The sequence below is a fragment of the Bacillus sp. TH13 genome, assembly GCF_016651175.1.
In the GTDB taxonomy this organism is placed as follows: Bacteria; Bacillota; Bacilli; order Bacillales; family Bacillaceae_G; genus Bacillus_A; species Bacillus_A thuringiensis_S.
Genome location: NZ_JAEKEJ010000007.1, coordinates 282,660 through 296,628 on the forward strand (window position 1 = coordinate 282,660; position 13,969 = coordinate 296,628).

Below are 13,969 nucleotides of genomic sequence, written 5' to 3' on the forward strand. Positions count from 1 at the left end.
TCTACACAAACTTAATTAAATTTTAGCATAAAGAAATGGTCTTCTTGCGGAAAGTAGAATATGAATTAATAAAAAGGTATGAGTATACAACCCACACCTTTTTACCGTTATAAATATTCGTTATATGCTTAGTGCATCAATCATGATTAATGTCACCTTCGATATATTGACTGAGTTTATCCTTAATTGCCGCACTTTCTGGGGTTACTTCTGCTACTTTACGATTGTGAAGACGAGAGCCACCTTCCATTTCATCTAAAGGTAATGTATTTTCTTCTTCTTGAGGAACAGTAGCAGCCATTTGTTGTAACCATTGCATTGTTAAGTTAGATGTTGTATTTTTACCATTGATTTCTGCAGTTCGTTGAATTTCCTGTTCCTGCTGATTATGGGTAACAGTTGACGTGTAAGCAGGTTCTCTATATTGTGGTGTATGCTTCGCCCTTGGCACTTCTATTGGAGATTCAGTAATAACTGATGCTTTGTTGTTAAGTTCAATAGGTTCTCTATGTTTACTTGTATCTGGTACATTTTCTTTTGGAACATCGATTACTTCAGTAATTTTTGCGGGTTCTGTTTTATTAGAAGTAGCAATTGATGCTGTAGTGCTTTCCTTTTCTAGTTTAGGAGCAGAGTTTCTTGAGTAATCTTGCACAGACTGACTATTAGTTAATTCTCCTTCATTGTCAGTATCATCTTCATTATTATAAAAATCGTAAGTATCAGGATTTAACGTTTGTAACCAGCCTTCTATTGCAGTAGGTGCTGTTTTAGGTGTACTCAATTCCTCAATTACAGCTTCTTCACTATCAACATTTGTATCTGTGACATAATCATCATATTTAATTTCCGTATTCAATGACTCTTCACGAATTTTTAACCAATAAGCAGCTGCTTCTGCATCAACTTGAATCTTAGCTGTTTTAAACTCAGAGGCAGGAACAAAGTTAGCATTTACTTGTATTCCTCCTTGTGGAGCATTATCTTTTACAATTTTAGCCGCACACTGGAATGCTTTTTGAATTAAGATATCATTTTCAGAAAGAATGGGTACCTCTAGTTTCGAATAAGAGTAGGATGTTCTACGTGTACTTTGAGTTTTCGTTTCTGCAGTTACCATATCAATTTCTTGATCACCTTCACGTGCCTCATAAATTGTTTTCGTACCCATTAGCTTACTAAACAATTTAGCATCTTCATTAGTAACATCACCATAAACAAGCTTGTTACGAAATGTCCCTAATAGGATATCCATGAATCTTGGGCCATGTTCAATTGCTAATTGACTAATTGTTTGTGCAATAACAATTAAAGGTGCTTTATATTTACGGGATTGAGCAGGAAAACTTTTAAATGCTTTATAAATGTAATCTGCAAACTCATCGACTAAAACCGGATGGTAAGGAGATACGTTAGGCTTACGACGGAAAATAGCATTCTGTACGGCATATAAACACAATTTGCCAAATACATCAGATAGATCAGAAAGTTCCCCTTTTGCTGTATTGACTAACAATATACCTCCAAATTCCAGGTGTTTCTCGAAATCGAAATCCGATGGACCACATAAAACACGTCGGAGCAGAGGTTGAGCAGAAATATCATTTAATGTGTTTCGTAAACCGCGAACAAAGGTTTCTTGTTTATCAATAATCTTTGGTTGACCATAGTATTTCCCTTCAGTATGATAAACAACTTCCCCTCCCCCACGGCCACCAGAAATTTCAGGAACATAATTTAAATCAAACCATTCATCTACTTGTTTCATAATGCGGAAATGGTTTCGTTCATCCCTATCCGGAATAGATTCAATATCATTCGGAAGTCGTTCTTTTAATTTGAGATGCATCTCAAACACAAGATTAGCATCATTATACATATCAATTAAATGCTCAAATCTAGCTTCAAAGTTAGAATCATGGAGTTTTAACAGATAAATATGTTGTTTAAGATGAGAACGCTCAGATTGAACGAAGAACGGATTCACTGCTCCATTATCAGAGAGACCCGTTAATACTGAACATAACATCTCAGCAACTTTATCAACTGGACCACGTACAAAATTTATTGAAGGGGTATCAGGATTTGTTGGGTCTAAATAGAAAATAACACTTTCGGGAATCTTGTGTGCTAATACCAATTTATATACTTTTTCGCAGAAGTCATTAGATGGCTCGATAACTGTAAGACCATTAACCTGCGTACCTTTTACATCCTCTGAATGATAATCTTTTCTTGCATATAAGGTTTTAAAGTTATTAATCATGGAAGCCATATAGTCAAGAATTTGATTGGCAATTGGCAAACCTAGTGCAGCTGATTTACCTGTACCAATGTTACCTATGATCATTATATTAAGCGTTAGAGACTTGCCCTGTATTACTGCCATTTCCCGTGTAGCACTGTTAGGACCAAGAAAGATATCGGGTTCAGGCAATTTTGATGGATTCTTTTCAGTGAAAAATCTGTGTAATGAAGTAGCAAGTTTCCGTTGACGATCATCATTCAAAAAGGAAAGCATCCAACCAGGTATTTTAAATACGTATTCCCATTTTCCGAATTCATCTATAAGCTCTTTTTTATGTTCATAAAAAATCTTAAAGAGCCATAAGAGTACGAGAATAATAATAATTACAGGTATAGCAAATACAAGGTGCATAATATTACTAAAATTTGAAAGTATGGTATCCTCTAATCCTTTGTCATTTAGTGAAACCTCTCCAGCTTTCGAATGTAAGAATGGAATAAATATTTTAGCTAATGGAACACTAAACGCCCATAAGTACTGGGCAACTATACCAATTAACATCATCGAGAAGATAAACCATCTGCGCTTTATCTCCTGGTAGGTCTTAACCTTGGTTGATAGTTGCCAAGTATAAATTAAAATCCAAAAGCTAAAAAAGGTTTCAATGTAATAATTAGTTTCAAACGGATTACCGAAGATACTTAAAGTAGGCAATGGAGTGCCCATTTGTATTGACCAGAAAGAAGCGTATTTATATATTCCTCTAAAAGCAAAATACCAAGCTAGCAGAAGTAGTAATGTTATAACATAGTAAGATGAGCGGGCTGCTAAACGATATTTCCAACTTTTTGTAACGTCGATTGTAACTGTATAGGAATTTTTTTTACTCTTTCCGGCTTTTGGATCCTCCCCATTACCTGGTCCATTATTGAGTTCAGCATTCTTTTGAACTGCATTCTCCAAATTCTTGTTTCACCCTCTCTTTTAACGAATAAAAAGCAGCGGTGAAATTAAGCAATTCAGCAGATGTAGCCAATAATATATTCTCTGGTGCTATGGAATTGTGATACAAATCAGTAAAAATGGCTTGCTGCCCATGCTCTAATTCATCCGCTTCATATATCCCCAAAATTTTAATTGGGTTTAGTGTTCGGTGTTGATTTTGCATGGCCAACAATCCTGATAATTGCTGTAATTTAAAGTGTGTGTTAACCTCCCCTACCTTAAGTATTGTTAATATACATAATATTTCTAAGTAATCTAAAGATTTTTTTTCTTCATCAGGTGCTTTTTTTCGTAATACCAAAATGTCATCTGTTAGCTCAAGTAGTTTAGAATGTTGAATCCCTTTCGCTTGAATTTCATTTTTATTAGAAATCCACTCTACCGAATAAGGGAAAGAAGAATTTATGTTTAAACGTTCAGCGATTTTTTTTAGCAAATGACTTTTGTTTAAACTATTAATTTCGCGAATTTCATGAAGAATATTATTTATTACAAGTGCAGATCCACCCATATTGCTTACGTAAACATTTAGGTTATTCACTACACTTAAACGTGGTATATTGCTGAATGCCTTTTTTAAATTTGTTACACGTGTAGTTCTTTTTTTGTAAGTAGAAATTGTGTGATAGGAATCATCGATTACTGAAAATAAAACGTAAAACTGTTTAGACGCATTAGAAGCAGCGATATCAAGATATTTTTTTAGTTTGTTTTCTAGAAATGGAATGTTTTCCGTTCCTGTATCAACTTCAATATTGATAATAGAATCATTACATGTAAGAACCCAATCAGGAATGATTAATAGGTCTCCCTTTAGGTCTGGATAAAACACTTTAGATGGACGAAATGAATAAACGAGTTGAGGTAAGTCTGGTTGGAAGGAAACGGGTTGAAGTTCTGGTTGAAACATTTCGCGATACTCTTCATCTTCATATAAGAAGTAGACATCATTTGAATCGGAATACATTAGGTTGGGTAAATGTAAGTTTTGCTTAACAATTGAGTTTAATGGAAAAAGATAATCGCCATTACCACCTACAATTGCACCGGTATGTTCATTTTGGGATTCTGCTTCAAGTAGATTTAGCACGAATTGTGTAATAGCTATATTGTGTTCATATTGCCTTTTGGTAACAAACGATGTGTTGCAATCAGTAATTAATTTTAAACGATATAATATTTCTGCTCCCTTTGAAGCTATAGAAACGAAATCTAATGTAAAGCCACGCTTTTTTCTCACACTTATATTTTCTTTTTTTATTAATTTCATTTTTGCCCACTTAGTTAACTTGGATGAAAATGTAGTTCGACTTATAGGCTCCCCACTTATTAATTCATAAAATTTTCGTAATTGAATTTGAGATACTGTTCGTTGTTCATATAAAAATAAGACTGTAAAAATGTCAGAACGATTAAAATAAACTCCGCGGTCATTCTCTCCGACGATATATTTAACGGCATGATCAAATGATTTTTTCAATTTAAAACACTCCCTTGATATGGAAAAAATATACGGAAATCTGCATAAAAACGGGTGCAATTGTCATGAAATGAAAGTAATTAACGTTGGATAAATTAAGCAATTCAGTACATAAAAATGATTAGTGTATATTTTAACTGAAATTTACAAAAAAGTAACCCATTATCCCCTATGAACTCTCGATTTAAAAACGCATATTATTTCGTCAGGTGTGGGTAATTAAATTCAATGATATCAAGTGGAAAATTACTATTAGGGTTCGTCATTTGTACTTTGACATAGATAAAAGAACATATGACGAACTCTAATGATGAAAAAAGGGTTCGTCATTTGTATCTCGTCATATATGTGTAGAGTAACAAAAATAGATAAAATATACAGTGAATATTCTTTTGCATAGATGATATTAAGTGTTAAACAGAATTGTATTTAATTCTATAGAGCTATTTGTTTATCAGAAGGAAAAATTACATCATAAAAGAAATAAGTAAATAAACATTATAAAGTAAATGAAAATTGTGTATATTTTATATTTTGCATGTTACAATCTGTTTTAAGGGGTGAAAAAATGCGGAATTGGAACACAGAATATGGGTTAATAACAAAGATAATACAAAGCGAATTTGAAACGGACTTTCTTTATACTAAAGTAATCAATACATTAAGTATCGAACACGAGATAATCCCAATAAAGTTTGCAGCTCTAGATCCTTATAGAACGTATACTACGGCACAAGTCAGTAGAATTTTGAGGATAAAATCTAATCAATTAAGATATTTAATCAACAAATACGGTGAATACATCCAATTAATAAAAAAAGAACCAAATATGCTATTTCATTTAAAGCTTTATACAGGATTTATTTAGTAAATCTATGTTTAACAAAGAAATTAGTTAATTTAGCTGAATTTAACAACATTATGACTTTACATGTTAGTTATAGCGATTATATTGATATGAAATTGACAAGTTATACTGACAAGTTTGTAGAACTTAACTATAAAACTAGCCAATTAAATGAAAATGAATCAGAATTTTATGCGTTATTCCTGCAAATATCAGAAATAACTACGGAATTAATAAAAGAAATAGCTGAATATAATATGACATTAACATCCCCTTTCCTTTCTGTTGACAATAGAGAGAGAAATAAGTTGGTAAATAAGAAACAGGATCATGAAGTTCTTTTCAATAAACTAAGTATTTTATATAAAAATTTATAATTAGAAGAGTAATACTTTATTAAGTATTACTCTTTTTTTATAAACTTATTTATAACGTGTATACATAAGACTTATAAGTAAGACGTATAAAGATTTGTGGTAATATTGTATTGACATGAAATTAATATAAAAGTAAATAAAACCTTTATTTGTAGGTGTTTTTATGTAAGTCTTATATATAGTACGTTTATGTAAGTTGTATAAGTACGATAGAGGTGTTATTAGCAATATATTTTAGATGTATCAAATGTTAAAACTATAAATCTGGATAAAAATCTACATAAATACTGCCTTTTTATTAAGTATCCGATAGTTATTGTTAGTTATATGAAAACTGAAATTAACATGTTTTGTTTACTACGCATATAAATGACTTACATATACGTCTTATATATAAAGTATTGATATGTAAGAGTTTAATTCGTTTTTTGAAATGAAATCCTTATATAAGTCTTGTATATAATAACCTTATATAAGACTTATATATAATGACTTGATATACGTCTTATAATAATGTAATATGTTTTTAGGAATAATTAACCAACGTTTTAAGGGGGGGACAACTTGAACGAGGTATTAAGTGAAAAATATAAACAGAACAAATTTACTCCTGAAGTTGTAGAAATGTTCGCAGACATTATTGAAGAAGACGAAATACTATACAATGTATTTCATTACATAGGATCTCAAGTAAACAAACAATACCAAGAGACAAAGTATATGAGAGGTATTTCAATAAATGAGATAGTAGAAAATGTTGTTATTGATAGGAGAGTAAAGAAACCTAAGGGAAAATCCTATTCGTTAGAAATTGAAAGAACTAATATTTCAAGAAGATCAGCAGAGGGAAGTGTGGGTACTTTAGCTGCCATGTCATTAATAACAGAAAAAATTATGCATCCGTATAAGTTTTTAATTTCAACAATAAGAGGACAACAAATTTTAATTGAATTAGAGAAACGTAAAAATAAGTAAAAAGAACGAAGGAGAGATGGAAAATGGCAAAAAACTTTCTGAAAAACGAAGTTGCTGTAAAGATGACTATGGTTGGTTTTGGGCAAGCTGGAACTAGAATGGTAGATAGGTTTGCTGAGTATAAGCATACAGATGGTACAGCAGTATATAATTGTCTTGCATTAAATAGTAATGACGGAGATTTAGCTGAACTGAAGCATGTTCCAAAAAGCAATCAGGTTTCACTTAAATTAGGTGGTTTAGGTAAAAATCCTGAACGTGCTGTAAAGGTTTTAGAATCTAATGACGATGCTAAAGATAAATTAAAAGAGTTTATTACAGAACGAGTAAGACCTTCTGATGAATTAGTGTTATTTTTTGCTGGTTTAGGCGGTGGAACAGGTACATCTACAATTATTAAGGCAATTGAAGAATTCTCTGCTTTTCATAATAAGCCTGTTATCGCGGAAGAACTTAAAAGTATGGCAATGAAAATCCCTAGAGAAGAACTAATAGCAAATCAAAAAAAGTATGCAAGAATTGCTTTCAATAATGCAATTGAACGTAAAGATTTCATTAAAATGGGTATTGTAGTTACACTTCCAGTTAGAGCCGATGGACCAGACGTACTAAGACAAGTAAATAAATTCTCACAAGAAATTTGGAAATTAGCTAATGATCCGGCTAAAGGTGTAGCGTTTGTTGTGTTTGCAGATAATCAACATTTTTATGATGAGTTTAAAGGATTAAATGAAAATGAGAAAAAAGGAATTGCAAACTCAAGGGACTATGCAAACCAGCGCATTGGAGATATTATTCATGAGTTAAACACAGCTGCAAACGGTTCTGGAACGTCTGTAATTTTAGATTCTCAAGACTTTAAACGAATTCTATTAGAAAGAACTGGCTGCTTGGTAATTAATAAGGTTTCACGTAACATGAACCAAATTGAAAATAGTAAAGAAATTGTAGATATGTTCTCGGAATCATTAAAAGGAAGCTCATTCCACCACCCAATTGATCTAATGAAAACAAATGAAAATGGAGATTTAGAGGCATCTAAAGTGCATCATTTTGGTATGTTGGCAATTTTAGATGAACAAAAAAATATTGATGATTCATTTATGGATGATGCTAAGGTAGAAGTAACAAATAAACTACCAATCAATGGAACTGTTTTTAATGGATATCTAGTTAGTAAGAATGACTTTATGGGTAGCGTGTATACTTTCTATAAAACAGATGCACTACCATCTCGCTTATCTAAAGGATTAGTCGAAGAATACAATGAATTTAAAGAAAAGCAAAGCCAAATTCAATATACAAAGTCTCAAATTACAACTATTGAGGAACAAGATTCAGATGATGATTTCCACATTAATTTTGGTGATTATTTAGAAATGGAACCAGCTAAAGATGAAGAAAAGAATGTACAAAATGATGAAGAATTAGCGGCATTTATGGATCCAGATAAAATGTTTGGAGCATAATAAAAAATAAGCCTGGAATTTTCCAGGCTTATTTTTCTATATTCATAGCATTTTGTATGTACTCAATCATGTTTTCATCAATATAGTTTTCTATGAAAAGCTGCTTCCGCGCAAGATCTTCTTCTTTTTTAAACCAGCCAACTTTTTTAATCCGGGTTTCTTCAGGAAGAGTATTCCACTCTTTTTCAGCTTGTTTTCTTAACTCTGTACGCGCTCTGTGCTGAATAATCATATTATCTAGTCTTTCTTGTCTTTGGCGCTCTTTTAAGGATTCAGGGTCTTCTGGTTCAGGTAACGCAGAACGTACAGCTTCCTCAAATTTTGCTCGATACTCCATTTCAATGTTTTGTAAATGCAATTCAAGCTTTTGCTCTACTATTTTTTCGATTGTTGCAGCTGCTTCATGTATGTTTAATTGAGCTGAAACTTCACTGGTTTGATTTTCTAGTGAAACTGGCCTTAGTTCAAATTGAAGTGGTAAAAGTTCAATAATTGCATCTAGTGACCATTTTTCATCCCTCTTCTGCTTGATAAATAAAGCAATATCTAAATCAAGACTATTATATAATTTTTCATTTGTATTATTGGTTCTAAGAGTTCCATGTAACCCTTTTTCTTCTAACGTGTTGAACCAATTATATACAGTATTGTGATGGCGGCCTACTAACTTTGAAAACTCAGTTATTCGCCATGCTTTTTCAAAAGCGTCTTCATGAATAAAGCTTTTATTAGTTTCTTCACCATTTTCAGTGGTAGTTTGTTTATCTTGTTCAACCATTGTTATACCTCCTTGGAATTTAATCGTAGAAAGTGAAATTAACATAGAAAGTGGAATTGACATGTTAAGTACTTTTCGGCAATACTAATTAAAATACCTTCACAAAATGAAATTAACATAAAATATAGCATTAACATGTAATCGATTATTGGTTAACATGACATTAATGTTTATATAATAACGTTATAAAAGTGTTAATGTCATGTTAATGTTTTGTTGTTTGTAATGCTCTATTTGGAGTGTTAATCCGCTTTATTGTTGCTATGAAATTAACAAATTAGTCTACAATATATTAATGATAAGTAAATAAAAGTGATTTGTAAATAAATTATAAAGATATAATATTAAACTTATAATATAAAAAACTTAAAGTTTATGTATAAAACAAATAAAAAAAGCCCATACTTGAAAGTATAGGCTTAATTATTTAATTAATAATGCTAGGTAATATGAATCTAAAATCTGAATAATGAATCGGTTGTAATGGCTCAGTAGAATTGACGCCAAGGTTATTGTAATAATCTTCATGTACTATACTAATAGGCTTTTTCTCACCATTAAAGCCAATAGATATTAAATCACAGTTTATAACTTTTATAGAAGAATACAGTAATTGTACATTGAAACCGAATTTTATTATTGAGTCTTCAGGTTTAACTGATGGATCAGGTGTTGTAATATCCTCAGTTTGTATTAAGATTTGTGCGTTGCCCTCGGATTTTTCTTCATTTTCTATAGTGATAGCATTATTATTCAATGTAAAGATGCCTGTTGGTTTATTTGATGTAAATAGCATTATTTGTTCTAGAGCCTCTAATATCTCACGTTTGTTAACTAAAATTACATTTTCGTATAGTGGCGAAAGTAATCTAACTAAGACATCGGGATAATCGCCCTCAAGTGTTTGGGTTCTAAATGTTTCAGTATCACTTGATAAAATAAAAGTATTATCGAGTTTGCTCAGTTTAATCGATTTTTTTGTATCGAAACTATAGATAGCTTCTTTTAAAGCGATGGCTGGAATTGTCATTTTAATTTCTTCTTTAAAGGCTGTCTGTAATTTAATAGCTTTATATGCTAGTTGATGGCTATCTGTAGACTGAAAGGTCATGAGGTTCTCTGATACAGTTAGGTGAATGCCTTTTAAAATAGGTCTTTGATTTGAGGTAGACGCTGCATAGCAAACGCTGTTTATAGCTTCTTCTAATATAGAACACTCTATGTCAGCGAAATATTCAGCTTGACTCGGTTTAATTACAGGATAATCACTTACTTTAAAGGTATTTAGAGTGAATTTACTTTTACCAGAGATTACTTGAAGAGTATTTTTTGATAGTTTTAGTTTAATAGGTTCTTTTGTTAATTTTTTTGCGACATCTACTATTTTCTTTTCAACTAAAACTGTTCCTTCTGATATTACTGATACGTCTTCATCACAAAAAACAATCCGCTCAATTGTTTCTTTTGAATTAGTGGCAATAAATCGCAATTTATCTATTTCAGCTACAATCAAAATACTCTCAAGAATAGGCTCTTTTTTGTCTTTACCTGCAAATTTCACCACACCAGATAAGCTTTCAACTAATTTAGATTTTGAAATTTCAATGTGCATAGATATTTCCTCCTCAAAAATATAAAATGTTAATGTTATGTCAATCTCTAATGGGTTCAGTTGATATAACATTGATATTTCGGTGTTTCACTATACTTAACATGTTAATTTCAGATGATATGTTAATGTTAATTGTATATTTTGATTCGTTGAATTTCACTTGATGTTAACATGAAATTGATAGTTAGATTGCGTTTTTGCTTTGTTTTAAATAGCTATCTGTATATTCAACAGCTGCTTCGTTCATAAAACCGATAGTAGTTTTAAAATTGGTAAATTGTTGATTACAGCATCTTGATAACTCATTTAATATATGTTTTTCAGTATTTGAATTACTAGCCATTACTGCAATTTCTGCAGAATGTTTTATTATAGAAATGTAAAATTCTAATTGTTTTTCATTTAACTTTTTAAAATCGCGTTGTTTAGGGTATGACGGTGTTAATATCTCTTTTCGATCATCAATATTAATTTTTAACGCTTTTTCATAATTGTTTACGATGTTCCATAATTCATTGTAATTGCTGTTTGATGGTGGAGTTGTATTACTTGTTTGTTGGTGGTTCGGATTTAAGCATAGGTATAAGCCGATCCCAACAGATTCGCATGCCTTTACAAATGCTCTAGCCATTGCTGATTTTTCATCATCACCTAAATCACAAATTTGCTCCACAACTCCATTTTCTATATTTTTCTCTTTATTAGAAAATCTGTTCAATTTCTTTGCATCTGTGCCACAAACAATTCTTTTCTCGCCGCCCCATTCTGAAAAGTCTAAAGTTAACTTGCATGTTGTTCTTGCCCACATAATAGGGGGAACGCTACTTGGTTCTGCATAAAGTTCTTGAATCGGATATTCAATTGAAAATCCATAAACACCAAAAATCTCTATTAATCTTTTTCTAGCTTGATAATGAGGAATGTATGGTTTACCATCTTTGTATTTCAATTCATTCTTTTCAAATGGAGCTAATAAAGCGTCGTGTACATCTTCTAAACTTTTGTATTTTCTCTTTTTGAACATCTTTTTTCCTCCTTTTAAACACAAAAATGCCCTTCGAAGGAATCAAATTTTTTACACGAAGTTAGTGTAATAAAATCGATTACCCGAAGGGCATGAGTGTTTTTTGAAATAAAATAAAAAATAATGGTACATTTTAAGTATATGTTTTATAGTCTGTATTTTCAATTTATTTTTTTCGGGAGAAACACTTAGTAATTTAATAGAAAAAGAATATTCTTATTATGATAAGGAATTTAAATAGTTCGTTATAAATTTTAATTAAGGAGGGAGGGAGAATGTTGCTTATTGATACATTGATACCAGAAAATGATTCTGAAATATTGGTGCTTTGTAGAAAAAGATTAGGAATTAAACAAAACGAATTAGCTAAAGAATTAGGAGTAACTCCTAGCCATTTATCTAATATAGAAAATGGTAAGTATGAGCTATCATACAAAATGAGGAAACAGTTATGTCGTTTATTAGAGGAATTTAATTTGAGTAGAGAGCAAGGTGGTGCTTGAATTGAAAGTTTTAGTTTTAAAATCAATTGCTACCGAATTAAAAAAGGTTATTGAAGAATTTTTTCCTGGTGATGAGATCATTGAAGTTACGTATACCAACATAGACGATTATAATGAGGTTTTTGCAGTTTTCGTGGATTCAGAAGAAATAATAGGCGAAAATGGAAGTAGTTATATTGCAATGCTGCGGCAGAACTTAAGAGCGAATTACAAGGTATGCTTAGCTGATGAATTAGATAGTTTAGAATTAGATCTTATTACACATCCTTTTAAAGTAGTTGATAATTCACCTGGTAGTTTACATTCTTATTTACAAAAGATGATTATGGTTAACTCAAGAAGCGATGTAGGTGAGGGAAACCAGGAGAAGTCCGGTAGTAATGAATCGCGTAATAACAAAAATGAAGATATAGAAATAGAACCTCATATTGTAGAGGAAGTTAAAATACGAAAATTAAATACTGTTAAAAATGAACAGGACAATATTATTCAAAATGAAACCAAGGTAATCGAGAAATATAACGATGGAAATGTAGCTGCTGGCAAAGAAGATTATTTAGAAAAACCTCTTGAAAGTAAAAATGATAACAATTCTAAGGATGAAATATGTAGTAGAGAGGGTACTTCGATAAGTGAAGAAATTAAAAAAGAGACTATAAAAAGGGAAAGTGTTCTTGCAATAAGCGAAGAGACATATGAAAAAGCAATATTAAATCTTAGAAATTATATAAATATCCCTGTTCATAGAAGAAAACTAATAGGTGAAAAAGTAATTGGTGTATGGTCACCTATTAATCGTGTAGGCGTTACAAGCTTTTTGACTAACCTCGCTGTGTTTATGGCTAATTACTCAATTTCAATTTCTGTGTTAGAAGGTGTATCAAATACACCAAAATTATATTCTTATGTTCAAAAATTTATGAAGATAGATGAACGTTGGATATCATTAAGTGATTATTTAATTAACCCTAATCTAACAACACAACAAATTCCACTTCATTATAAGGGAGTAACCTTTTTCCCTTTTAATCGTAATAATTATAAATGCTTTACAGATAACATAATGAACCGCTATTACATTGAAGGGCTACGTTTTTTTGATTTAGTCTTTTTAGATATTCCTTCTGGTCCTATGGTAAAGCATACGATTGAAAGTTTAAAATACATTGATGAATTATGGATCCTATGCAATAACGATGTATATAATTATAATCTTGCTTCGAAATTTATTACTCAAAAAATAAATCCTAAAGTTGAAACTAAACTCATCTTCATAGATCAGTTTGAGTTTAGTAAACCGAAAATAATTCAGAAAATGTTTGAATCTGATATTTTGTTTGAATTTCCTTCTATTTTTGAGGAAGTAGCTAAAATACAATACTCTAATAAACTTTTTGTCGAGGATGATACAACATTTGAAAAGATAAAGCCTGGATTCGAGCAAATTATGAATTATTTAATACCTGAATCGAATTTTAAAGGCAGTTATAACGATGAGTCTAATGTAAAAAGGATTTGGAATGTAATGAAGAAAATTATAATTAATCCCTAGATTAAATTAGGAAAATTTAGTATATTTTTAATATACTCTTTTCAATTTTTTGTTTTATTTTCTAGTGATTACATAAAGCCCTTCGGGTTACGGATTAAA

Annotated in this window: 9 protein-coding genes and 1 pseudogene; 5 read left to right on the forward strand and 5 right to left on the reverse strand. The window is 31.0% G+C overall.

The window, feature by feature from the left end; all coding sequences use genetic code 11:
• Positions 1–136: 136 nt before the first annotated feature.
• The gene (locus JFU02_RS03100) at positions 137–3,211 is read right to left on the reverse strand and encodes a type IV secretory system conjugative DNA transfer family protein (RefSeq protein WP_201069692.1); all 3,075 of its coding nucleotides are present in this window, start codon (positions 3,209–3,211) and stop codon (positions 137–139) included.
• A complete protein-coding gene (locus JFU02_RS03105; protein ID WP_201069699.1) occupies positions 3,183–4,733 on the reverse strand; it encodes a replication-relaxation family protein in 1,551 nt (516 codons plus the stop codon). Before JFU02_RS03105 ends, JFU02_RS03100 begins: the two co-directional genes overlap by 29 nt.
• A gap of 538 nt (positions 4,734–5,271) precedes the next feature.
• Here JFU02_RS03105 and JFU02_RS31955 point away from each other — a divergent pair.
• The 3 genes and pseudogenes from JFU02_RS31955 to JFU02_RS03115 all read left to right on the forward strand — a co-directional run bounded on the left by JFU02_RS31955 (position 5,272) and on the right by JFU02_RS03115 (position 8,401).
• Positions 5,272–5,957 (forward strand): annotated as a pseudogene (locus JFU02_RS31955) (hypothetical protein).
• Positions 5,958–6,521: 564 nt separating this feature from the next.
• Positions 6,522–6,932, forward strand: a complete 411-nt coding sequence (locus JFU02_RS03110) for a hypothetical protein (RefSeq protein WP_001006724.1) — start codon at positions 6,522–6,524, stop codon at positions 6,930–6,932.
• A gap of 23 nt (positions 6,933–6,955) precedes the next feature.
• Complete coding sequence (locus JFU02_RS03115) at positions 6,956–8,401, forward strand: FtsZ/tubulin family protein (RefSeq protein ID WP_201069701.1); 1,446 nt, start codon at positions 6,956–6,958, stop codon at positions 8,399–8,401.
• Positions 8,402–8,429: 28 nt separating this feature from the next.
• Here JFU02_RS03115 and JFU02_RS03120 read toward each other — a convergent pair whose 3' ends face one another.
• The 3 genes from JFU02_RS03120 to JFU02_RS03130 all read right to left on the reverse strand — a co-directional run bounded on the left by JFU02_RS03120 (position 8,430) and on the right by JFU02_RS03130 (position 11,815).
• Complete coding sequence (locus JFU02_RS03120) at positions 8,430–9,179, reverse strand: terminase gpP N-terminus-related DNA-binding protein (protein ID WP_071739248.1); 750 nt, start codon at positions 9,177–9,179, stop codon at positions 8,430–8,432.
• A 427-nt stretch (positions 9,180–9,606) separates the two neighbouring features.
• Positions 9,607–10,791 carry a DNA polymerase III subunit beta gene (dnaN, locus tag JFU02_RS03125; RefSeq protein ID WP_201069703.1) on the reverse strand — a complete coding sequence of 395 codons (1,185 nt, stop codon included), beginning with the start codon at positions 10,789–10,791 and terminating at the stop codon, positions 9,607–9,609.
• 184 nt (positions 10,792–10,975) lie between these two features.
• The gene (locus tag JFU02_RS03130) at positions 10,976–11,815 is read right to left on the reverse strand and encodes a hypothetical protein (RefSeq protein ID WP_201069705.1); all 840 of its coding nucleotides are present in this window, start codon (positions 11,813–11,815) and stop codon (positions 10,976–10,978) included.
• A 275-nt stretch (positions 11,816–12,090) separates the two neighbouring features.
• Here JFU02_RS03130 and JFU02_RS03135 point away from each other — a divergent pair, with 275 nt between their 5' ends.
• Together JFU02_RS03135 and JFU02_RS03140 are read left to right on the forward strand one after the other, a co-directional pair.
• A complete protein-coding gene (locus tag JFU02_RS03135) occupies positions 12,091–12,318 on the forward strand; it encodes a helix-turn-helix transcriptional regulator (RefSeq protein ID WP_000924383.1) in 228 nt (75 codons plus the stop codon).
• Positions 12,311–13,870 (forward strand): hypothetical protein, encoded by a 1,560-nt coding sequence (locus JFU02_RS03140; RefSeq protein WP_346656153.1) that lies wholly within the window; start codon positions 12,311–12,313, stop codon positions 13,868–13,870. Before JFU02_RS03135 ends, JFU02_RS03140 begins: the two co-directional genes overlap by 8 nt.
• The last annotated feature ends 99 nt before the right edge of the window (positions 13,871–13,969 follow it).